This window comes from Rhodoferax saidenbachensis (genome assembly GCF_031457975.1).
In the GTDB taxonomy this organism is placed as follows: domain Bacteria; phylum Pseudomonadota; class Gammaproteobacteria; order Burkholderiales; family Burkholderiaceae_C; genus Allorhodoferax; species Allorhodoferax saidenbachensis_A.
On record NZ_JAVDXO010000007.1, the window covers coordinates 123,131 to 143,626 of the forward strand.

At 59.4% G+C, this 20,496-nt stretch carries 20 protein-coding genes; 14 read left to right on the forward strand and 6 right to left on the reverse strand.

Features of this window, described 5'->3' with window-relative positions; genetic code table 11:
• Window positions 1-7 precede the first annotated feature (7 nt).
• From J2X15_RS15110 to J2X15_RS15175, 14 genes are read left to right on the forward strand one after another with little or no spacing between them, the layout of a single operon-like run.
• The gene (locus tag J2X15_RS15110; RefSeq protein WP_310344212.1) at window positions 8-1,261 is read left to right on the forward strand and encodes an NADH-quinone oxidoreductase subunit D; all 1,254 of its coding nucleotides are present in this window, start codon (window positions 8-10) and stop codon (window positions 1,259-1,261) included.
• Window positions 1,258-1,746 carry an NADH-quinone oxidoreductase subunit NuoE gene (gene nuoE / locus J2X15_RS15115; RefSeq protein WP_310344214.1) on the forward strand — a complete coding sequence of 163 codons (489 nt, stop codon included), beginning with the start codon at window positions 1,258-1,260 and terminating at the stop codon, window positions 1,744-1,746. The genes J2X15_RS15110 and nuoE overlap by 4 nt, the downstream gene beginning before the upstream one ends.
• Window positions 1,746-3,098 carry an NADH-quinone oxidoreductase subunit NuoF gene (gene nuoF / locus J2X15_RS15120; RefSeq protein ID WP_310344216.1) on the forward strand — a complete coding sequence of 451 codons (1,353 nt, stop codon included), beginning with the start codon at window positions 1,746-1,748 and terminating at the stop codon, window positions 3,096-3,098. The genes nuoE and nuoF overlap by 1 nt, the downstream gene beginning before the upstream one ends.
• Window positions 3,099-3,110: 12 nt before the next feature.
• Window positions 3,111-5,249 carry an NADH-quinone oxidoreductase subunit NuoG gene (gene nuoG / locus J2X15_RS15125; RefSeq protein WP_310344218.1) on the forward strand — a complete coding sequence of 713 codons (2,139 nt, stop codon included), beginning with the start codon at window positions 3,111-3,113 and terminating at the stop codon, window positions 5,247-5,249.
• Window positions 5,246-6,322, forward strand: a complete 1,077-nt coding sequence (gene nuoH / locus J2X15_RS15130) for an NADH-quinone oxidoreductase subunit NuoH (RefSeq protein ID WP_310344219.1) — start codon at window positions 5,246-5,248, stop codon at window positions 6,320-6,322. Before nuoG ends, nuoH begins: the two co-directional genes overlap by 4 nt.
• 11 nt (window positions 6,323-6,333) lie before the next feature.
• A complete protein-coding gene (nuoI, locus tag J2X15_RS15135) occupies window positions 6,334-6,855 on the forward strand; it encodes an NADH-quinone oxidoreductase subunit NuoI (protein ID WP_310344222.1) in 522 nt (173 codons plus the stop codon).
• 25 nt (window positions 6,856-6,880) lie between these two features.
• Window positions 6,881-7,531, forward strand: a complete 651-nt coding sequence (locus J2X15_RS15140) for an NADH-quinone oxidoreductase subunit J (protein WP_310344224.1) — start codon at window positions 6,881-6,883, stop codon at window positions 7,529-7,531.
• The gene (nuoK, locus tag J2X15_RS15145; protein ID WP_138514852.1) at window positions 7,528-7,836 is read left to right on the forward strand and encodes an NADH-quinone oxidoreductase subunit NuoK; all 309 of its coding nucleotides are present in this window, start codon (window positions 7,528-7,530) and stop codon (window positions 7,834-7,836) included. The genes J2X15_RS15140 and nuoK overlap by 4 nt, the downstream gene beginning before the upstream one ends.
• Before the next feature lie 5 nt (window positions 7,837-7,841).
• On the forward strand, window positions 7,842-9,899 hold the full coding sequence (gene nuoL, locus J2X15_RS15150) for an NADH-quinone oxidoreductase subunit L (protein WP_310344227.1): 2,058 nt from the start codon (window positions 7,842-7,844) through the stop codon (window positions 9,897-9,899).
• 13 nt (window positions 9,900-9,912) lie between these two features.
• Entirely contained in the window at window positions 9,913-11,388 is a 1,476-nt protein-coding gene (locus J2X15_RS15155; protein WP_310344228.1) for an NADH-quinone oxidoreductase subunit M, read from the forward strand.
• A 24-nt stretch (window positions 11,389-11,412) separates the two neighbouring features.
• Complete coding sequence (nuoN, locus tag J2X15_RS15160; RefSeq protein ID WP_310344229.1) at window positions 11,413-12,924, forward strand: NADH-quinone oxidoreductase subunit NuoN; 1,512 nt, start codon at window positions 11,413-11,415, stop codon at window positions 12,922-12,924.
• A 15-nt stretch (window positions 12,925-12,939) separates the two neighbouring features.
• Window positions 12,940-13,242: a DUF2818 family protein gene (locus J2X15_RS15165; RefSeq protein ID WP_310344230.1), complete on the forward strand. Its 303-nt coding sequence runs from the start codon at window positions 12,940-12,942 to the stop codon at window positions 13,240-13,242.
• A 15-nt stretch (window positions 13,243-13,257) separates the two neighbouring features.
• Window positions 13,258-13,857, forward strand: coding sequence for an NUDIX domain-containing protein (locus tag J2X15_RS15170; protein WP_310344232.1), 600 nt, complete (start codon window positions 13,258-13,260; stop codon window positions 13,855-13,857).
• A gap of 17 nt (window positions 13,858-13,874) precedes the next feature.
• Window positions 13,875-14,357 carry a DUF1178 family protein gene (locus J2X15_RS15175; RefSeq protein WP_310344233.1) on the forward strand — a complete coding sequence of 161 codons (483 nt, stop codon included), beginning with the start codon at window positions 13,875-13,877 and terminating at the stop codon, window positions 14,355-14,357.
• A 212-nt stretch (window positions 14,358-14,569) separates the two neighbouring features.
• Here J2X15_RS15175 and J2X15_RS15180 read toward each other — a convergent pair whose 3' ends face one another.
• From J2X15_RS15180 to J2X15_RS15205, 6 genes are all read right to left on the reverse strand, one after another.
• Window positions 14,570-14,938, reverse strand: a complete 369-nt coding sequence (locus J2X15_RS15180) for a hypothetical protein (protein ID WP_310344234.1) — start codon at window positions 14,936-14,938, stop codon at window positions 14,570-14,572.
• A 349-nt stretch (window positions 14,939-15,287) separates the two neighbouring features.
• Window positions 15,288-16,613: a Glu/Leu/Phe/Val family dehydrogenase gene (locus J2X15_RS15185; protein ID WP_310344235.1), complete on the reverse strand. Its 1,326-nt coding sequence runs from the start codon at window positions 16,611-16,613 to the stop codon at window positions 15,288-15,290.
• A gap of 104 nt (window positions 16,614-16,717) precedes the next feature.
• Complete coding sequence (locus J2X15_RS15190; protein WP_310344237.1) at window positions 16,718-17,137, reverse strand: hypothetical protein; 420 nt, start codon at window positions 17,135-17,137, stop codon at window positions 16,718-16,720.
• Between the two features lie 35 nt (window positions 17,138-17,172).
• Window positions 17,173-17,367: a hypothetical protein gene (locus tag J2X15_RS15195; protein ID WP_310344239.1), complete on the reverse strand. Its 195-nt coding sequence runs from the start codon at window positions 17,365-17,367 to the stop codon at window positions 17,173-17,175.
• 95 nt (window positions 17,368-17,462) lie between these two features.
• Window positions 17,463-19,241 carry an ABC transporter transmembrane domain-containing protein gene (locus tag J2X15_RS15200; protein ID WP_310344241.1) on the reverse strand — a complete coding sequence of 593 codons (1,779 nt, stop codon included), beginning with the start codon at window positions 19,239-19,241 and terminating at the stop codon, window positions 17,463-17,465.
• Between the two features lie 148 nt (window positions 19,242-19,389).
• Entirely contained in the window at window positions 19,390-20,478 is a 1,089-nt protein-coding gene (locus J2X15_RS15205) for a lipocalin-like domain-containing protein (RefSeq protein ID WP_409034290.1), read from the reverse strand.
• Window positions 20,479-20,496 lie beyond the last annotated feature (18 nt).

Consider the following 20,496-nt stretch of genomic DNA (forward strand, 5'->3'; position numbering starts at 1 on the left):
TGAATGCATGGCTGAAATCAAGAACTACACCCTGAACTTTGGACCGCAGCACCCTGCGGCGCACGGCGTTTTGCGCCTGGTGCTGGAGCTGGACGGCGAGGTGATCCAGCGCGCCGACCCGCACATCGGCCTGTTGCACCGCGCTACGGAAAAGTTGGCCGAGACCAAAACCTATATCCAGGCACTACCCTACATGGATCGCCTGGACTATGTGTCCATGATGTGCAACGAGCACGCCTACTGCTTGGCCATTGAAAAGCTGTTGGGTATTGAGGTGCCGGTGCGTGCGCAGTACATCCGCGTGATGTTTGCCGAGATCACCCGCCTGCTGAACCACCTGATGTGGTTGGGCTCGCACGGCAACGATTGCGGCAGTTCCACCATCCTGATCTACACCTTCCGCGAACGTGAAGACCTGTTCGACATGTACGAGGCTGCCAGTGGCGCCCGCATGCACGCCGCCTATTTCCGTCCCGGCGGTGTATACCGCGACCTGCCTGACACCATGCCCCAGTTCAAGGCCAGTCGGGTGCGCAACGCCAAGGGCGTGGATGAATTGAACCGCAATCGCAAAGGTTCGCTGCTTGATTTCATTGAAGACTTCACACAGCGCTTCCCCGCGTGCCTGGAGGAATACCACACGCTGCTGACCGAAAACCGTATCTGGAAGCAGCGCACCGTGAACATCGGTGTGGTGACACCCGAACGCGCGCTAAACCTGGGCTTTACAGGCCCCATGTTGCGCGGCTCCGGTATTGCCTGGGATCTGCGCAAAAAGCAGCCCTACGAGGTGTACGACCAGCTCGACTTTGACATCCCTGTGGGCAAGACGGGCGACGTGTACGACCGCTACCTGGTCCGCATGGAAGAGATGAAGCAGTCCAACCACATCATCAAGCAGTGTGTGGACTGGCTCAAGGCCAACCCCGGCCCCGTGATCACGGACAACCACAAGGTGGCGCCACCTTCGCGCGAATCCATGAAGAGCAGCATGGAGGAGTTGATCCACCATTTCAAGCTGTTCACCGAAGGTTTTCGCGTGCCCGAAGGCGAGGCCTACGCCGCCGTGGAACATCCCAAGGGTGAGTTCGGCATCTATATCGTGAGCGACGGTGCCAACAAGCCTTATCGCCTGAAGATCCGTCCACCGGGCTTTGCCCATCTGGCGGGTCTGAACGAAATGGCCAGCGGTCACATGATTGCGGATGCGGTGTCCATCATCGGCACCATGGACATTGTTTTTGGAGAGATTGACCGATGATCTCTGACGCTACCAAGGCGCGCTTCGACCGTGAAGTGGCCAAATATCCCACCGATCAAAAGCAGTCTGCCGTGATGGCCTGCCTGTCCATCGTTCAGCAGGAGCTGGGCTTTGTGAGTGCGGAAAGTGAAAAAGTGATTGCGGCCCATTTGGGCATGGCACCTATGGCGGTGCACGAAGTCACGACCTTCTACAACATGTACAACCAGCGTCCGGTGGGCAAGTTCAAGCTGAATGTGTGCACCAACCTGCCATGCCAGTTGCGTGATGGCCAAAAGGCCTTGCACCACCTGGAGCAGAAGCTGGGTATCCACATGGGCGAGACCACGGCCGACGGCATGTTCACTCTGCAGCAGAGTGAATGCCTGGGCGCTTGCGCTGATTCCCCTGTGATGCTGGTGAACGACCGCACCATGTGCAGCTTCATGAGCAACGACAAGCTGGACCAGTTGGTGGATGGCCTGCGCGCCACGGAGGGCAAGTGATGACCGTTGAGAACCTTCTCTCCCAGTTTCGCGCCACCGGCGTGCAGACCTGCTTCCACGATCGCCACATTAACCCCCAAATTTATGCAGGCCTGAACGGCAGCAACTGGCGCCTGAAGGACTACGAGGCCCGTGGCGGCTACCAGGCGTTACGCAAGATTTTGGGCAAGGACGGCGGCGAAGGCCTGACGCAAGACCAGGTGATTGCCACTGTCAAAGAGTCGGCCCTGCGCGGACGTGGCGGTGCTGGTTTTCCCACAGGTTTGAAGTGGAGCTTCATGCCCCGCCAGTTCCCGGGACAGAAGTACCTGGTTTGCAACTCGGATGAAGGCGAACCTGGGACTTGCAAGGACCGTGACATCCTCCAGTTCAACCCGCATATCGTGATCGAAGGCATGGCGATTGCCGCCTATGCCATGGGCATCACGGTTGGCTACAACTACATCCACGGTGAGATCTTCTCGGCCTATGAGCGTTTTGAAGAAGCCTTGGAAGAAGCCCGCGCCGCAGGCCTGCTGGGCAACAACATCCAGGGCAGCAATTTCAGCTTCCAGCTGCATGCGGCCCATGGTTTTGGCGCTTACATCTGCGGCGAAGAAACCGCCTTGCTAGAGTCGCTTGAAGGCAAAAAAGGTCAGCCACGCTTCAAGCCACCGTTCCCGGCCAGCTTTGGTCTGTACGGCAAACCCACCACGATCAACAACACTGAAACGTTTGCAGCGGTGCCCTGGATCATCCGCAACGGTGGACAGGCCTATCTGGAATGCGGCAAGCCCAATAACGGCGGCACCAAGATCTACTCCATCAGTGGAGATGTGGAGCGTCCCGGCAACTACGAAATCCCCATGGGCACGCCCTTTGCCAAGCTGCTGGAGCTGGCTGGTGGTGTGCGCGGCGGCAAGGCCTTGAAGGCCGTGATCCCCGGTGGATCGTCCTCGCCTGTGTTGCCCGCTTCCATCATGATGGAATGCACCATGGACTACGACTCGATTGCCAAGGCAGGCTCCATGCTGGGTTCGGGCGCGGTCATCGTGATGGACGAAACCCGTTGCATGGTCACTGCCTTGCAGCGCCTGAGCTACTTTTACATGCACGAGTCTTGCGGCCAGTGCACGCCTTGCCGTGAAGGCACGGGTTGGCTCTCGCGCATGGTGGATCGCATTGTGGATGGTCAAGGTCGTCCCAGCGATATGGCCCTGCTGGACAACGTGGCCGAGAACATCATGGGGCGCACGATTTGCGCCTTGGGCGATGCGGCTGCCATGCCCGTGCGCGCCATGATCAAACACTTCCGGCACGAATTTGAGTACCTCGTAGAGCACAAGACCAGCATGGTTGCGGCCCACGTTTAAGCAAAGCCCAAGATGATTGAAATCGAACTCGACGGCAAGAAGGTGGACATTGTTGAAGGCAGCATGATCATGCATGCCGCCGACAAAGCGGGCACCTACATTCCTCACTTCTGCTACCACAAGAAATTGAGCATTGCGGCGAACTGTCGCATGTGCTTGGTAGACGTGGAGAAGATGCCCAAACCCATGCCTGCCTGCGCCACGCCGGTGACCCAGGGCATGATTGTGCGCACCAAGAGCGACAAGGCCATCAAGGCCCAAAAGTCGGTCATGGAATTCTTGCTGATCAACCACCCCCTGGATTGCCCGATTTGCGACCAGGGTGGCGAATGCCAGTTGCAGGATTTGGCCGTGGGCTATGGCGGTTCTTCCTCGCGCTACGAAGAAGAAAAACGTGTGGTATTCCACAAGGACGTGGGGCCGCTGATCTCTATGGAAGAGATGAGCCGTTGCATCCATTGCACACGCTGCGTGCGTTTCGGTCAGGAAGTGGCGGGTGTGATGGAGCTGGGCATGTCGCACCGCGGTGAACATGCCGAAATCGAAACCTTCATCGGTGACTCGGTGGACTCCGAGTTGTCGGGCAACATGATTGACATTTGCCCCGTGGGTGCCTTGACCAGCAAACCCTTCCGCTACAGCGCCCGCACCTGGGAGTTGTCGCGCCGCAAGTCGGTGAGCCCGCACGACTCCACCGGCGCCAACCTGATTGTTCAGGTCAAGAACCACAAGGTTCTGCGCGTGGTGCCGCTGGAAAACGAAGCGGTGAACGAATGCTGGATTGCCGACCGCGACCGTTTTTCTTACGAAGCGCTCAATAGCGACGAACGGTTGACCACACCCATGCTCAAGCAGGGCGGTGAGTGGAAGAGTGTGGACTGGCAAACCGCCCTGGAATACGTGGCCAATGGGTTGAAGCAAATCAAGGCTAACCACGGCGCTACCTCGATTGGCGCCTTGGTCAGCCCCCATAGCACCCTGGAAGAACTGCATTTGGCCGGTGCCTTGGTGCGCGGCCTGGGCAGCGACAGCATCGACTACCGCTTGCGCAATGCCGAGTTTGTGGCCACCGAAGGTGTGCGCTACCTGGGTACCAGTATCGCTTCTTTGTCGCAGCTGCAGCGTGTTCTGGTTGTAGGTTCCAACCTCCGCAAAGACCATCCCCTGTTCGCCCAGCGCATTCGCCAAGCCACCAAAGTCGGTGGTGTGGTCAGTGCCATCACTTCCAGCACCCCTGACTGGGCGTTGCCCGTGACGCACAGCGTTCAAGTGCCTGCGTCTGCCTGGGTGCAATCCCTGGCCGACATTGCCACCGCCGTGGCTGCAGAGAAGGGCGTTTCGGCGCCAGCTTCCGGAACCGCCAGTGTGCAGGCCAAGGCAATTGCCTTGTCGCTGATCTCGGGCGAACGCAAGGCTATCTTGTTGGGCAATGCCGCAGCACACCACGCCAAGGCCAGCAGTCTGCTGAGTTTGGCCAACTGGATTGGCGAGCAAGTGGGCGCCACCGTGGGCTACCTGACGGAAGCCGCCAATACAGTGGGCGCCCAAATCGCTGGCGCAGTGCCGCAGGGCAATGGTGCGCACGCTGGCCAAATGCTGGCTGGTGGTCTGAAAGCCGTGTTGTTGCTCAACACCGAACCGGTCTACGATAGCGCCGCGGGTGCCGCAGCCGCGCAAGCTCTTAACAAGGCCGAAATGGTGGTCACGTTGAGCCCTTTCAAGGCCAATATGGCGTTCAGCGACGTGCTGTTGCCGATTGCACCGTTCACCGAGACCTCCGGTACGTTTGTGAATGCGGAAGGGCGTGTGCAGAGTTTCCACGCCGTGGTCAAACCGTTGGGTGAGACACGCCCCGCCTGGAAGGTGCTGCGTGTGCTCGCCAACCTGATGGGCTTGTCCGGGTTTGATTTTGAATCGTCACAAGACGTGCTGAATAGCCTGCATCCAGAGGCTGTAGCAGTGCCCGAGTTCGTGCCTGCCGCGCGCTTGAGCAATGCTTACCATGGTCCTGTCGATGTGTCTTCGCAAGGAGCAGCCCCTGTAGTGGCGTCGATTTACCAGCTGGATGGCACCGTGCGTCGGGCAACATCGCTGCAACTCACGGCTGATGCCCGGTCTGCGGCCCCATCTGTGGAAGAGGTGCTGTCATGATCGATACGATTTACAACGTTGGCCTGGGCCTGGTGGCTGCGGCTTGGTGGACCGGTGTGGTCTGGCCCGTGGTGTGGACACTGATTAAGATTGTGGTGGTCGTCCTGCCACTGATGGGTGCCGTTGCCTATCTGACACTGTGGGAGCGTAAGTTCCTGGGTTGGATGCAGGTGCGTGTGGGCCCGAACCGCGTAGGCCCATGGGGTTTGCTGCAGCCGATCGCCGATGCCTTGAAGCTGCTGACCAAGGAAATCCTGATTCCTACGGCGGCCAATAAGGGATTGTTCTTCGTCGGCCCCATTTTGACCATCATGCCAGCGATGGCAGCTTGGGCGGTGGTGCCCTTTGGTCCCGATGTGGCCTTGGCCAACGTGAATGCTGGCTTGTTGTTTGTGATGGCCATCGCCTCCATGGAGGTCTATGGCGTGGTGATTGCGGGTTGGGCGTCCAATTCCAAATACGCCTTTCTCGGAGCCCTGCGTGCTTCTGCCCAGATGGTGAGTTACGAAATCTCCATGGGCTTTTGTCTGGTGGTGGTTTTGATGGTCACTGGCAGCATGAACATGACGGACATCGTGGTGGGCCAAGGACAAGGGAATTTTGCGGGCATGGGTCTGGGTTTCCTGTCCTGGAACTGGTTGCCACTGTTGCCCATTTTTGTGGTTTACGTGATCTCGGGTCTGGCCGAAACCAACCGCCATCCCTTTGACGTGGTGGAAGGTGAAGCGGAAATCGTGGCCGGCCACATGGTGGAGTACTCCGGCATGTCCTATGCGATGTTCTACCTGGCCGAGTACGCCAATATGTGGTTGATCTCCATCCTGGCCTCCATCATGTTCCTGGGTGGCTGGTTGTCTCCCGTGGGCTTCCTGGACTGGATCCCCGGCTGGATTTGGCTGGGTGCCAAAACCTGCGCGGTGGTGAGCCTGTTCATTTGGGTGCGCGCCACCTTCCCACGCTTTCGCTATGACCAGATCATGCGCTTGGGCTGGAAGGTCTTCATCCCCGTGACGCTGGTCTGGCTCCTTGTGGTGGGCGCCTGGATGCAAACCCCTCTGAATATCTGGAAGTGAGGGATGTGACTATGACTACCAATTCTGTGGCCCGTATGCCATCCGCTTTTTCTCTCAAGGATTTTCTCTACAGCTTTTTGCTGGTTGAGTTGTTCAAGGGTCTGGCATTGACCGGGCGCTATGCGTTTCGACGCAAGATCACCGTGCAGTTCCCTGAGGAAAAGACGCCGCTGTCCCCCCGCTTCCGTGGCTTGCACGCTTTGCGCCGCTATGAAAATGGCGAAGAGCGCTGCATTGCCTGCAAGCTGTGTGAAGCCGTGTGCCCCGCCATGGCGATCACCATCGAGTCGGATGTGCGCAGCGATGGCTCGCGCCGCACGACCCGCTACGACATCGACCTCACCAAGTGCATTTTTTGCGGCTTCTGCGAAGAGAGCTGCCCGGTAGATTCAATTGTGGAAACCCACATTCTGGAATACCACGGTGAGAAGCGTGGCGATCTGTACTTCACCAAAGAGATGCTGTTGGCGGTGGGCGATCGTTATGAAAACGAAATCGCTGCTGCCAAGCAGGCAGATGCCAAGTACCGCTGATCCGTCGCAAGAAAGTGTTTGAATCATGAGTGTTACGACCGGTCTTTTTTACGTGTTCTCGGCCGTGCTGCTGTTCGCAGCCTTCCGGGTCATCACGGCACGCAACCCTGTCCACGCTGCCCTGTTCCTGGTGCTGACCTTCTTTCAGGCGGCCATGGTTTGGATGCTGTTGAAGGCAGAGTTTTTGTCCATCACCTTGGTGCTGGTGTACGTGGGCGCGGTGATGGTGCTGTTCCTGTTTGTGGTGATGATGATGGATATCAATGTGGAAAACCTCCGCATCGGTTTCTGGAAACATTTCCCGCTCGCTGCTTTGGTTGGCGTGATCATTGCCCTGGAAATGGCCGCCGTGCTGATGGGTGGTTTCCGCGTGGTGGATGACCCCCAGGCCGCGAATGCGGCTGCGGTGGTCGGCGTCTCCAACACCAAAGAGTTGGGCAAGTTGTTGTACACGCAGTACTTGTTGCCACTGGAAGTGGCAGCCGCCATCTTGCTGGTGGCTGTGATTGCCGCGATTGCCTTGACGCTGCGCACCCGCAAGGACAGCAAGTATGTAAGCCCTGGTGACCAGGTGCGCGTGATGTCGCGTGACCGGATGACCGTGGTGAAGATGGCCGCAACACAAGCTGCCCAAGCCCCTGAAGCGGGTGAGTCGCAAGCGGAGACCAAAGTATGACCTTGACCTTAGGACATTTCCTGTCGTTGGGCGCGATGCTGTTCGCGCTGTCGGTGGTAGGTATTTTCTTGAATCGTCGCAACCTTATCGTGTTGCTGATGGCGATTGAGTTGATGCTGCTGGCCGTGAATACGAATTTCGTAGCCTTCTCGCACTACCTGCACGACATGCACGGACAAATCTTCGTGTTCTTCATTCTGACCGTGGCGGCTGCCGAGTCGGCCATTGGCTTGGCCATTCTGGTTCTGTTGTTCCGCAACAAGTCCAGTATCAGCGTCGATGAACTCAATACGCTGAAGGGCTAACCGAAATGAGTCAAACCCTTTCTGCTTCTACGTTGTTGGCAGTTCCCCTGGCACCCCTGGTGGGCTCCTTGCTCGCAGGCGTGTTTGGTACCCGCTTTGGCGGTAACTGGATTGGCCGCAAGCTGAGCCACACACTGACCATCTTGGGTGTGCTGGTGGCCTTTGTGTTGTCGGCTGCCACCTTGAAGTCCGTAGTACTGGACGGCGCCCGTTTCAGCGAAACCCTCTACACCTGGATGGTGGTGGGTGGCTTGAAAATGGAGGTTGGCTTTCTGGTGGATGGTCTGACCGCCATGATGATGTGCGTGGTGACCTTTGTGTCGCTGATGGTGCACCTCTACACCGTGGGCTACATGGAAGAGGACGAAGGCTACAACCGCTTCTTCGCCTACATCTCCCTGTTCACCTTTGCCATGCTGATGCTGGTGATGAGCAACAACCTGCTGCAGTTGTTCTTTGGCTGGGAGGCTGTGGGCTTGGTGTCTTATTTGTTGATTGGTTTCTGGTTCAACAAGCCGACCGCCATCTTCGCCAACATGAAGGCCTTCCTGGTCAACCGCGTGGGTGACTTCGGGTTCATCCTCGGCATTGGCCTCATTGTGGCCTTTGGCGGGACGCTGAACTATGCGGAAGTCTTTGCCAAGGCAGATGCGCTGGCGCAACTGTCCTTCCCTGGAACCGACTGGATGCTGATCACCGTGATCTGTATTTGCCTGTTCATCGGTGCCATGGGCAAGTCGGCCCAGTTCCCATTGCATGTGTGGTTGCCAGACTCCATGGAGGGCCCCACACCCATCTCCGCGTTGATCCACGCCGCGACCATGGTGACCGCCGGTATCTTCATGGTGGCACGCATGTCGCCCTTGTTTGAGTTGAGCGACACGGCGCTGAACTTCATCTTGGTGATTGGTGCCATTACCGCCTTGTTTATGGGCTTTTTGGGCATCATCCAGAACGACATCAAGCGCGTGGTCGCGTACTCCACGCTGTCGCAGCTGGGTTACATGACCGTGGCGCTCGGTGCTTCTGCCTATTCCGTCGCCGTGTTCCATCTGATGACGCACGCGTTCTTCAAGGCTTTGCTGTTCCTTGCCGCAGGCTCCGTGATCATGGGGGTGCACCACAACCAGGACATTCGCTGGATGGGTGGCTTGCGCAAGTACATGCCTATCACTTGGATCACATCCTTGCTGGGTTCGCTGGCCCTGATCGGCACTCCGCTGTTCGCTGGTTTTTATTCCAAGGACAGCATCATTGAAGCCGTGCATGAAAGCCATCTGCCCGGCGCTGGTTTTGCCTCGTTTGCGGTGTTAGCGGGGGTGTTTGTCACGGCGTTCTATTCCTTCCGCATGTACTTCCTGGTGTTCCATGGCAAAGAACGCTTTGACCAGAATCCCGATGCCCATCACCATGGTGCAGAGGAAGAGCCCGATCCGCACCATCACCACGACGACCACCATGTGCCGCACGAATCCCCTTGGGTGGTGACGGTGCCGTTGGTGTTGCTGGCGATTCCCTCAGTGCTGATTGGTTACCTGACGATCCAGCCCATGCTGTTTGGTGACTTCTTCAAGGGCGTGATTGCGGTCAATCTCGAGAAGCATCCGGCCATGGAAGAGCTGGCCCATGCCTTCCAGGATCCGTTGCAAATGGCCATGCACGCATTCACGACCTTGCCTTTCTGGCTGGCACTGGCAGGCGTGGTGACGGCGTACCTGATGTACATGGTGTTCCCTGCGGTTCCCGCCGCCATTAAGCGCAACGTGATGCCGATTTTCAACCTGTTGGAAAACAAGTACTACCTCGACTGGATCAACGAGAACATCCTGGCCCGTGGCGCTCGCGGATTGGGCATGGGGCTGTGGAAGGTGGGCGACCAAGCCATCATCGATGGGGCCGTGGTCAACGGATCGTGGAAGCTGGTGGGTTGGGTGTCGGGTCTGGTGCGTCAGGCGCAGTCTGGCTACCTGTACCACTACGCGCTGGTCATGATTTTGGGCGTGTTCTTGATCATGTCCTACTTTGTGACATGGCCCATGGTTGTTCAATGGCTTGGCCGCTAAGGAGAAAAATAATATGGGTTTGTTGAGCCTTGCAATTTGGACTCCCATTGCCTTCGGCCTAGTGCTGTTGGCGTTCGGGCGCGATGAGCATGCCGGTGTGGTGCGCTGGATCGCGTTGATCGGGTCCGTGGTCAGTTTGCTGGTGACGTTGCCGTTGTATGGCCAGTTTGACAATGCCACGGCTGCCATGCAGTTCGTGGAAAACGCCCGCTGGATTGAACGCTTCAATGTCAATTACCACCTGGGTGTGGACGGCATTTCCTTCTGGTTTGTGCTGCTCACCGCCTTCATCAATGTGGTGGTGGTGATTGCGGGCTGGGAAGTCATTACCCAGCGCGTGAACCAGTACATGGGCGCGTTCCTGATCCTCAGCGGATTGATGATTGGTGTGTTCACTGCACTGGACGGCTTGCTGTTCTACGTGTTCTTCGAAGCCACACTGATTCCGATGTACTTGATCATCGGTATCTGGGGCGGCCCGAACAAGATCTACGCGGCCTTCAAGTTCTTCCTCTACACCTTGATGGGCTCCTTGCTCATGCTGGTGGCGCTGATCTACCTGTATACCAAGTCTGGTGGCAGCTTTGATCTGGCCACCTGGCATGCGTTGCCATTGGCTCGTACGCCCCAGACTTTGTTGTTCTTTGCGTTCTTTGCGGCATTTGCGGTGAAGGTACCCATGTGGCCTGTACACACCTGGTTGCCCGATGTGCACGTGGAAGCGCCCACGGGTGGTTCCGCCGTGCTGGCCGCCATCATGTTGAAGCTGGGTGCCTATGGGTTCTTGCGCTTCTCCATGCCGATCGCACCTGATGCGGCCCACGAATGGGGCGCGACCATGATTGCGCTGTCGCTGATTGCTGTGGTGTATGTTGGCCTGGTCGCCATGGTGCAGCAGGACATGAAGAAGCTAGTGGCCTACTCGTCGGTGGCCCACATGGGCTTCGTGACCCTGGGCTTCTTTATCTTCAACGACCTCGGTGTTTCCGGTGGCTTAGTGCAAATGATTGCCCACGGCTTTGTGTCCGGCGCGATGTTCTTGTCTATTGGCGTGCTGTATGACCGCGTGCACTCCCGTGAAATTTCCAGCTATGGTGGCGTGGTCAACACCATGCCCAAGTTCGCTGCGTTTGCGCTGTTGTTCTCCATGGCCAATTGCGGCTTGCCAGGAACAGCCGGTTTCGTGGGCGAGTGGATGGTGATTCTGGGTGCCGTGAAGTTCAACTTCTGGATCGGTTTTGCGGCCGCCAGCGCCTTGATCTTCGGTGCGGCCTATACGCTGTGGATGTTCAAGCGCGTGTACTTGGGCCCCGTGGCCAACGACGATGTGAAAGCCCTGGTGGACATCAATGCGCGTGAATTCCTGATGCTGGCGTTGCTGGCCGCTGCTGTGCTGTACATGGGTCTCTACCCCAAGCCCTTCACCGATGTCATGGACGCTTCGGTGGCCCAGCTGCTCAAGCATGTGGCAGTGTCCAAGTTGAACTGATCAGACTGAATTGAGAGACGAATGATGATTGACAAACTCAGTTGGATCACGGTGTACCCCGAGATCGTGCTCATGGTGATGGCCTGTGTCATCGCCATCGCCGATTTGGGTGTCAAGACACCGTTGCGCAGTGTCACCTATGTGCTCACTTTGCTGACGCTGGCGGTGGTGGCCTTGTTGCAAGCAAGCCTTGGTACAGGTGCGATGCAAGCTTGGTTGGGCGTAAGCCAAACCGTCTACGGCTTTGGCAACATGGTGGTCAGTGACTCCATGGGCAATTGGCTCAAGTGCTTTGCCACGCTGGCGGTGATGGTGACCTTGGTTTACGGTCGCCCCTACGCGAGCCAGCGCGACATGCTGCGCGGTGGCGAGATGTTCACGCTCAGTCTGTTTGCCTTGCTGGGCATGTTCGTCATGATCTCCGGCAATAACTTCCTGGTGACCTACCTGGGGCTGGAGCTGTTGACCCTGTCCAGCTACGCGCTGGTGGCGCTGCGCCGCGACAACGCGACTGCGACTGAAGCCGCCATGAAGTACTTTGTACTGGGTGCCATGGCGTCGGGCTTTCTGCTCTATGGCATGTCCATGTTCTACGGGGCTACCGGCTCTTTGGACGTGAATGAGGTGTTCCGGGCCATTTCGTCCGGCAAGTACCAACATGGTGTGTTGGTGTTTGGTCTGGTCTTTATCGTGGCGGGCTTGGCATTCAAACTGGGTGCCGTGCCGTTCCACATGTGGATTCCCGACGTGTACCAAGGCGCGCCCACGGCGGTGACGCTGATGATTGGTGCGGCGCCCAAGTTGGCTGCATTTGCCATCGTTATGCGCTTGCTGGTCGAAGGCATGCTGCCTCTGGCCGGTGACTGGCAACAGATGCTGATGGTGCTGGCAGTAGGCTCCCTGCTGATCGGCAACTTTGCCGCCATTGCACAAACCAACGTGAAGCGCATGCTGGCCTTTTCCACCATTGCCCAGATCGGCTTTGTGCTGCTGGGACTGATGTCGGGTGTGGTCAACGGAAATATTGCTTCTGCAGCCAATGCCTACAGCTCTGCCATGTTCTACGTGATCAGCTACGTGCTGACAACGTTGGCTAGCTTTGGCGTGATTTTGCTGCTCTCGCGCGAAGGCTTTGAGAGTGAAGAGATCGCTGACTTTGCCGGTCTGAACCAACGCAGCCCGTTGTACGCTGCCATCATGGCCATTGCCTTGTTCTCCTTGGCAGGTATTCCTCCTATGGTGGGCTTCTATGCCAAGTTGTCGGTGCTACAAGCCTTGATCGCTTCGGGTGATTCGTTCTACCTAGGATTGGCCGTGTTCGCCATGCTGACCTCGCTGGTTGGTGCGTTCTACTACCTGCGTCTCATCAAGGTCATGTACTTTGATGAACCTATTACCGCCACCACCGTGAGTGCACCGACCGATGTGCGTGTGGTGCTGTGCATCAACGGCGCCCTGGTGTTGCTGTTGGGCCTGTTCCCCAGCGGGCTGATGGCGCTGTGTGCAGCATCCATCAAGCAGATGCTGGGCACCTGAAGTCGTAGTCGGCTGATGGGCAATTCTTTCTCGGTGGGTGCGTTGGTGGTGTTGGCACTGTTGGGTGCCAACCTGCCGTTCTTTACCGAAAAACTCATGGGCGTTTTGCCCGTAGCGCAGCGTAAATCGCTGGGTTTGCGTCTGTTGGAGCTCCTGCTTTGGTATGGTGTGACAGGCGCGGTCGGCGCAGGGCTGGAGAAGCACGCAGGACAAATCACCCCGCAGGGCTGGGAGTTTTTTGCTATCACCTGGGCCTTGTTCATGACGTTCGCCTTCCCGGGCTTTGTTTATCGCTATCTGCTCAAGCGGCGCGACTGATCGCCAGCGCGTTCTATGGAAGACGATAACCACCTGCGTGAGCACACGCACTCCAGCGAAGAAATCCTGAACGGAAAATTCCTGCATGCCTTTCGTGACACCGTCACCTTGCCTGACGGTGGCTCCGCCACCCGCGAATACTTTGTCCATCCCGGTGCGGTGATGGTGATTCCCTTGTTGCAGGACGATGCGGGCCAGATCCGTGTGGTGCTGGAGCGGCAGTTTCGCTACCCCATTGGCCAGGTGATGGTGGAGTTTCCCGCTGGCAAGCTGGATGCAGGGGAGACTGTGCAGTTCTGTGCCCAGCGTGAGCTGCTGGAGGAAACCGGCTACACAGCCACCGAATGGGCGCGCGCGGGCCAGATGCGCCCGGCGATTGCGTATTCCACCGAATTCATTGACATCTGGTTTGCCCGCGACCTGACGCCCGGTGCTGCAAAGCTGGACGCGGGTGAATTTTTGGAAGTGTTCACCGCCACGCCGGAGGAACTGCTGCAGTGGTGCCAACAGGGCCGGGTCACCGATGCCAAAACTCTGACGGGGGCGCTGTGGCTGCAACAAGTCCTGCAAGGCAGCTGGCCTTTGCAATGGGGCGCGGCACTGCCCATGCCCTGAGGGCGGACAATACGGCCATGAAAGTTCTGGACCTTCATTGCGCCCAAGGTCACCCGTTTGAAGGGTGGTTTGCGTCGGAAGACGATTTTGTGTCCCAGTGCGCCCGTGCGTTGGTGCAATGCCCAGTGTGTGGCGATCCCTCGGTGGTCAAGAAACTCAGCGCCCCTCGCTTGAACCTTTCCGGTGCCCGCGCGCCCACGGCTGAGCAGGCTGCTGACCAAGCCCCATCCTCTATTCCTACCGGCAGTGCAGTGGCCACGACACCCCACAACGCGGCCCTGGCTGCGGCGTGGATGGCCATGGCGCGCCACGTGGTGGCCACCACCACCGACGTGGGGTCGCAGTTTGCCGAGGAGGCGCGCAAGATGCACTATGGCGAGGCCGAAGAACGTGGCATCCGTGGCCGCACCACGGAAAAAGAAGCACGTGAGCTGGCGGAGGAGGGCATTGATGTGATGCCCTTTGTCCTGCCCGAGGCGCTCAAAGAGCCCCTGCAGTAGTTTTTTAGCACAGCATTTTTTCTGGCGCCCGCAGCAGGCATGGGGCAAGCGCCTCCGCTCGTGTCCTCCGGCCTTTGGCCTCCCCCTTTACCTCGCTGCGACGCTCACCCCATGCCTGCTGCTCTGGGGCTGATGGGCAAGCGGCAGCGAAATCCCATAGTCTCAACGTCGCCAATATGCTCCAAGCAAAGGGCGCGAACATGATTGGCTTGTTAGAGCTCTGACAATGCTTTAATGGTGTTGTTCAACGCGGTTTCAATGTAATCAGCCCGGGGGTCAGTAGGCGCACCAAGCTCAAAACGCAGCTGCTGCAAGACAGGAATTGCCGCAAAGGCATACTGTTTGTAAGCTTGAAGCTGATAGATGGCGGCGACTTGCTGTGCCATTTTTATGACTCTTCCTGTCTCATCAACGCCAGATGCAATGCAAACCATTCTATGGAATGCCTCGTATTGCCTTTGCTCTTGTTCGGTTTTTCGTTGAGCTATCCACTTGAGCAAGCCGACGAGAAAGGTGGCGGACGCTCCAATGACCGTGACACAGACGGTGACTAGCGGAAGATACTTGAGAGCCTCATCCATGGTGGAGTCCTGTTGCACTAACGTTGTGTTTACCGCAAGGTGCTGTGGAATAACGTGGCAATACTAACCATGGAAAGTGCCCCTTGCAGCTATTGAGTAATTTTCTCTATTAAAGGTGCTTGAAAACTCTGCAAAGTGTCTGACGTCAACTGACGTTACCTGGGATTGGGACGGACTTCGTGATAACGAACGCCAACCCGCAGCAGCAGGCATGGCGTGAGTGTCGCAGTGAGGTAAAGGAGGAGTCCGCAAAGCGGGCGGGGGACACGAACGGAGGCACTCGCGCCGTGTCTGCTGCGGGAGCAACGCAGGGAAGTTCAAACCTTCCCCGCACCAGCAATGCAAAGACTCAGGGGTACAAACCGCGCAGTTCGCGCGCATGCAGGATGCGCTTGCAGGCCACGATAAAGGTGGCGGTGCGCAGGCTCACCTTGTGGTCTTGCGCCACATTCCAGACGCCGGCAAAGGCCTCCTTCATGATGCGCACCAGGCGGGCGTTGATCTCGTCCTCGCTCCAGAAGAAGCTGGAGAAATCCTGCACCCATTCAAAGTAGCTCACGGTCACCCCGCCCGCGTTGGCGATCACGTCGGGCAGCACCAGCACATTGCGCTCTTGCAGAATGTCATCGGCCTCCGGCGTGGTCGGGCCGTTGGCGCCTTCGATGACCAGCTTGGCTTTGATGCGCCCGGCATTGGCCTTGGTAATTTGCTGCTCCAGTGCTGCGGGAATCAGAATGTCGCAGTCCACGTCCCAGAAGGCGTCGTTGGCAATCACCTCGGCCGGTGTGAACCCTGCCACCGAGCCATGGGCTGCCACGTGGGCCAGCAGGGCTGGCACGTCCAGGCCAGACTCTTGGTAAATGGTGCCGCCATGGTCTTGCACGGCCACCACGCGGGCGCCAGCTTGGGCAAACAGCTTGCCGGCGATACCGCCCACGTTGCCAAAGCCCTGCACGGCTACGCGGGCTTTGGAAATATCCAAGCCAATGTGCTGCGCGGCCTCTACGCCCACGGTGTACACGCCGCGGCCCGTGGCTTCGCGGCGGCCGAGGGAGCCACCGAGGTCAATCGGCTTGCCAGTCACCACGCCGGTGGCGGTGGAGCCGGTGTTCATGGAGTAGGTGTCCATCATCCACGCCATGATCTGCTCGTTGGTATTCACATCAGGCGCAGGGATGTCCTTGTTGGGCCCGATGATGATGCCGATCTCGCTGGTGTAGCGGCGCGTCAGGCGCTCCAGCTCGCCGCGCGACAGGGTCTTGGGGTCGACGCGAATGCCGCCCTTGGCGCCACCGTAGGGCACGTTCACTGCGGCGTTCTTGATCGACATCCAGGCCGAGAGCGCCATGACTTCGGACAAGGTCACGTCCTGGTGAAAGCGCACACCGCCCTTGCCGGGGCCGCGCGAGGTGTTGTGCTGCACGCGGTAGCCCTCAAAGTGGGCCACGGTGCCGTTGTCCAGCTGGATAGGCACATCCACGATCAGTGCGCGCTTGGGGCGCTTCAGGGTTTCGGCCCAGCGTGCCAGGTGGCCCAGGTAGGGCGTAACGCGGTCCACCTGTTGCAGGTAAATGCCCCAGGGGCCGAGGTGGTCGGCCTGCAGGTAGGAAGGCAGCGCATGGGTAGTGGCTGCGGTTTGTGCGGGGGACGCTGGGTTAGCGAGGACTTGCGACATGAAAGCTCCTTATGGTTGTCGTCATGGCCCGCAATGTAGGCGTGCCGCGGCGACCTGTCCAAGGCCACTTCATTTGCAAACTATGCAAAATAATAATAATGTTGTCAGACGCTGAGGTTGACGATGCGTCCCGTGGCTTGGCCCAGCGTGTTGATGGCTGGGGCGGCCTTGCTGTCGTCCTTGAGAGGGTTGCCGCTGGCGGCAAACTGGGGGCTGGTGGCCTTGTACATGCGCACCAGAAAATCCTGGGTGGCCGTGGGTACGGCGACGAAATTGGACTTTGTGGGCGCGCTGTAGGTGCTGCTGGCCGGGGTGTCGGTGGGCTTGCTGGCGCTGCTGCTCAGCTCGCGCACATTGTCTTGGCGGTCTTGTGCGTCGCGTTCGGCATCGTTGGCCTCGGCACGCAGGTTTTCGGCCTTGGCCTCAGCGGTGTCCGCCTCCCGCTTGGCCTGCTCCAGGCGCACCATGCTCAGCGACGCCTGCAAAGATGGCGTCGTGCTGTTGGTGGCGGTGATGGCGACCATGGCCGTCTACCTAGGCAGCGAGCGAGTGTTGTGGCTCAGGCGCTGACGTTGAGCAGCCGTCCGGTGGTTTGCCCTTGGGCATTCACCACCGGGCGCTTGGGCTCTTCCGCCTTTTTAGGGGCTTGCGCCTTGACCTGAGCTTCTCGCTGCTGCGTTTGCCGGGACTCATCGGTGCGCTTGAGTGCTTGGGCCGCTTGCACTTGTGCGGGCTTGGCTTTGCTGACGTCCATAGAGTTCTCCTAGGGTGATCGCTTGATTTTAGGGGTCTAAGCCCTTCTTTTCAATGGATCGCTCGCCCGGAGGGGTGCTAGGCACTACTGGTGGTTCAGGCGTTGAACTGCAGCGCCGCCAGCCCGGCGTACACGCCGCCACGCGCTACCAGCTCGGCGTGCGTGCCCTGTTCCACCAGCTTACCGTGGTCCAGCACCACGATCAGATCGGCCTTTTGCACCGTGGCCAGGCGGTGGGCGATGACCAGCGTGGTGCGGTCGCGCATGGCGGATTCGAGTGCGGCCTGCACCATGCGTTCGCTCTCGGCGTCCAGCGCGCTGGTGGCTTCGTCCAGCAGCAGCAACGGCGGGTTTTTGAGCATGGCGCGTGCAATGGCAATGCGCTGACGCTGCCCACCCGAGAGGCGCACACCGCGCTCACCCAGGAAGGTGTCATAGCCCTGGGGCAGGGCGCTGATGAACTCGTGTGCGAATGCAGCTTGCGCGGCGGCCTTGACTTCGGCATCGGTCGCATCGGGCTTGCCGTAGCGGATGTTCTCCAGCGCACTGCTGGAGAAGATCACCGCGTCCTGCGGGACAATGCCCACGCGCTGGCGCAATGCGTCCAGCGCCATGTCGCGCGTGCCCACGCCGTCCAGCACGATGCCACCGCTTTGCGGGTCGTAGTAGCGCAGCAGCAGCTGGAACACCGTGCTCTTGCCCGCCCCGCTCGGCCCGACGATGGCCACGGTCTGGCCGGGCTGCACGTTCAGACTGAAGTTTTGCAACGCCGGTTGCAGCGGGCGCGAGGGGTAGTGGAAATCAATCGCTTCAAATTTGATAGCGCTTCCCGCAGGTGGCATAGGGGCTAGCAGAGGTTTTGATGGTGAAGTGATGGGCGACTGCGTGCCCAGCAATTCCATCAGGCGCTCGGTGGCACCGGCGGCGCGCAGCAGGTCACCGTACACCTCACCCAGCACCGCAAACGCACTGGCCAGGATGATCACGTAGACCACGGTCTGGCCCAGATGCCCGGCCGTGATGCGACCTTCGGCCACGGCTTGTGTGCCCTGGTACAGGCCCCACAGCAGTGCCGCACTGGTGGCAATGATGATGAAGGCGACCAGTACCGCGCGCATGCGGCTGCGCTTGGTGGCGGTCTCGAATGCGTTGTCGGTGGAGGTGACAAAGCGCGCGGTCTCTCGCCCCTCGGCCGTGTAGCTTTGCACCACAGGAATCGCGTTCAGGACCTCGGCCGCAATCGCGCTGGAGTCTGCAATGCGGTCTTGCGAAGCGCGCGAGAGCTTGCGCACACGCCGGCCAAACCACAGGCTGGGCACCACCACCAAAACCAGCACCACCAGCACCTGCAGCATCACCACCGGGTTGGTCCACACCAGCACACCCAGCGCGCCAATGCCCATCACCGCATTGCGCAGGCCCATGGAGAGCGATGAACCCACCACGGTCTGTACCAGCGTGGTATCAGCCGACAGGCGCGACAGCACCTCGCCCGTCTGCGTGGTCTCAAAAAACTCGGGGCTTTGCTTGAGCACATGGCTGTACACCGCGTTGCGCAGATCGGCCGTCACGCGTTCGCCCAGCCAGCTCACCATGTAAAAGCGCGCCGCCGAAAACAGCCCCAGAGCCACCGCCACCGCAAACAGCGCCGCAAAGTGTTCACGCAATGCCATCACCTGTGCGCCCTTGTCGGCCTGCACCAGTCCTCCGTCAATCAGGCTGCGCAGCGCCAGTGGAAACGCCAGTGTGGCACCCGCCGCCAGCACCAGAAACACCAGCGCCATGCCAATGCGCCCCCGGTAGGGCCGCAGAAACGGCAGCAGGCCAGAGAGGGATTTGGGATTGGTGGCTTTGGGGCGGTCGGAAGAAGTCATGGCTGCCTAGATGGGGGTGAGGGCGGTGGAGGCAAGGTGGTCGAGGAAATATAACGAAATATGCCTATAGCCCCCGTGATTATTGCGCGAGCAGCTATTGAATTTGTAGCGGCCGGTTTTCGGTTTGTTGCGGTTTGTTGCAGCACGGCTAGAGCTTCAGCGCCGCCGCATACCCCGTCATCTCCAGGTAGCCGCGTCCGACCAGCTTGCCGTTGCTGTCCCAGACTTCGCTCAGGCCTTCCCAGTAGATGGCGCCGGTGGAGCCGCGGCTGTCGAGTTCCTGGTTGTCGATGACGGCCTTCACCGTGTAGAAATCGGCCGGGGTGCGCACGATCCATTCCACAGGGTAGCTGGCCTTGCTGAGTGGACTGCGCCAGCTGCGCGTGGGTTTGAACAGCACCTCACCGCGTGAGAACGCGTAGCGCACACCCGCCGCACTGCGGAACGAGCCACCGTCCCACAGCGCGCCGCCTTGCCGGTCGCGCAGCTGAAAGGCGGTGAGCGCGCTGCCGTCGAACAGGTTGATGCCAATCCAGTCCCAGCCCTGGGCCTGCGGGTGCAGCACCTCTTGGCTCCACTCATGGTCCAACCAGGCGGTGCTGCCGGCCTCCAGGGTGCGCGTCTGGCCCTGCAGCGTGACGCTGCCGCTGACCTGCAACTGCGGCAGGCTGTAGTAGTAGCTGGCCTGCTTCTCCTCCGGCCCCTTGCGGGACAGGCCGCCTTTGCCCTGCAGCAGCACAGGCTGGATGGCCTTAAACATCAGGTTGAGTGTGAAGTCGCCCGCAGCCACCTTGGCCTGAAGGTCCCCGCCCTGGCGCCGCAAGGACCAGTCGCGCAGCAGCATGCCCGTGTCTTGCAGGCTGGCGGAGGCCGTATCCGCCGGGTTGCTACCCGCGGGCTCGCCAGACCAGCGGGCAATGCGCTGGTCATGCCACAGCTTGTTGCCCGCCACATCGGTGACAGCGGCATGGGCAAACAGCAGTTGCTTGGCCGCCAGGCGTGATTGCATGCCCTGGGTGGCCGCCACACGGCTGCGAAAGAAGGTGACCTGGAAGCCCAGTGCCGCAGACTGGCCTGCCACATTGGCGTAGCCCGTGAGGTACCACCACTCGGTGGCAAAGTCGTTGTGGCTGCCCGCGTCGCGGGGGAACTGCAGAGTCTTGGGCGGCAGGGCCCACGCCGCGGGCCAGGCGCCTGCCAGCAGTGGCGTAGCCAGCAGCGCGCGGCGGTTCAGCACCGGGGTAGCGGCGGCAAC

Excerpts from the sequence above, each read along its gene's own strand:
- J2X15_RS15110 (WP_310344212.1), top strand. The coding sequence starts at position 8 with ATGGCTGAAATCAAGAACTACACCCTGAACTTTGGACCGCAGCACCCT.
- nuoE (WP_310344214.1), top strand. The coding sequence starts at position 1,258 with ATGATCTCTGACGCTACCAAGGCGCGCTTCGACCGTGAAGTGGCCAAA.
- nuoF (WP_310344216.1), top strand. The coding sequence starts at position 1,746 with ATGACCGTTGAGAACCTTCTCTCCCAGTTTCGCGCCACCGGCGTGCAG.
- nuoG (WP_310344218.1), top strand. The coding sequence starts at position 3,111 with ATGATTGAAATCGAACTCGACGGCAAGAAGGTGGACATTGTTGAAGGC.
- nuoH (WP_310344219.1), top strand. The coding sequence starts at position 5,246 with ATGATCGATACGATTTACAACGTTGGCCTGGGCCTGGTGGCTGCGGCT.
- nuoI (WP_310344222.1), top strand. The coding sequence starts at position 6,334 with ATGACTACCAATTCTGTGGCCCGTATGCCATCCGCTTTTTCTCTCAAG.
- J2X15_RS15140 (WP_310344224.1), top strand. The coding sequence starts at position 6,881 with ATGAGTGTTACGACCGGTCTTTTTTACGTGTTCTCGGCCGTGCTGCTG.
- nuoK (WP_138514852.1), top strand. The coding sequence starts at position 7,528 with ATGACCTTGACCTTAGGACATTTCCTGTCGTTGGGCGCGATGCTGTTC.
- nuoL (WP_310344227.1), top strand. The coding sequence starts at position 7,842 with ATGAGTCAAACCCTTTCTGCTTCTACGTTGTTGGCAGTTCCCCTGGCA.
- J2X15_RS15155 (WP_310344228.1), top strand. The coding sequence starts at position 9,913 with ATGGGTTTGTTGAGCCTTGCAATTTGGACTCCCATTGCCTTCGGCCTA.
- nuoN (WP_310344229.1), top strand. The coding sequence starts at position 11,413 with ATGATTGACAAACTCAGTTGGATCACGGTGTACCCCGAGATCGTGCTC.
- J2X15_RS15165 (WP_310344230.1), top strand. The coding sequence starts at position 12,940 with ATGGGCAATTCTTTCTCGGTGGGTGCGTTGGTGGTGTTGGCACTGTTG.
- J2X15_RS15170 (WP_310344232.1), top strand. The coding sequence starts at position 13,258 with ATGGAAGACGATAACCACCTGCGTGAGCACACGCACTCCAGCGAAGAA.
- J2X15_RS15175 (WP_310344233.1), top strand. The coding sequence starts at position 13,875 with ATGAAAGTTCTGGACCTTCATTGCGCCCAAGGTCACCCGTTTGAAGGG.
- J2X15_RS15180 (WP_310344234.1), bottom strand. The coding sequence starts at position 14,938 with ATGGATGAGGCTCTCAAGTATCTTCCGCTAGTCACCGTCTGTGTCACG.
- J2X15_RS15185 (WP_310344235.1), bottom strand. The coding sequence starts at position 16,613 with ATGTCGCAAGTCCTCGCTAACCCAGCGTCCCCCGCACAAACCGCAGCC.
- J2X15_RS15190 (WP_310344237.1), bottom strand. The coding sequence starts at position 17,137 with ATGGTCGCCATCACCGCCACCAACAGCACGACGCCATCTTTGCAGGCG.
- J2X15_RS15195 (WP_310344239.1), bottom strand. The coding sequence starts at position 17,367 with ATGGACGTCAGCAAAGCCAAGCCCGCACAAGTGCAAGCGGCCCAAGCA.
- J2X15_RS15200 (WP_310344241.1), bottom strand. The coding sequence starts at position 19,241 with ATGACTTCTTCCGACCGCCCCAAAGCCACCAATCCCAAATCCCTCTCT.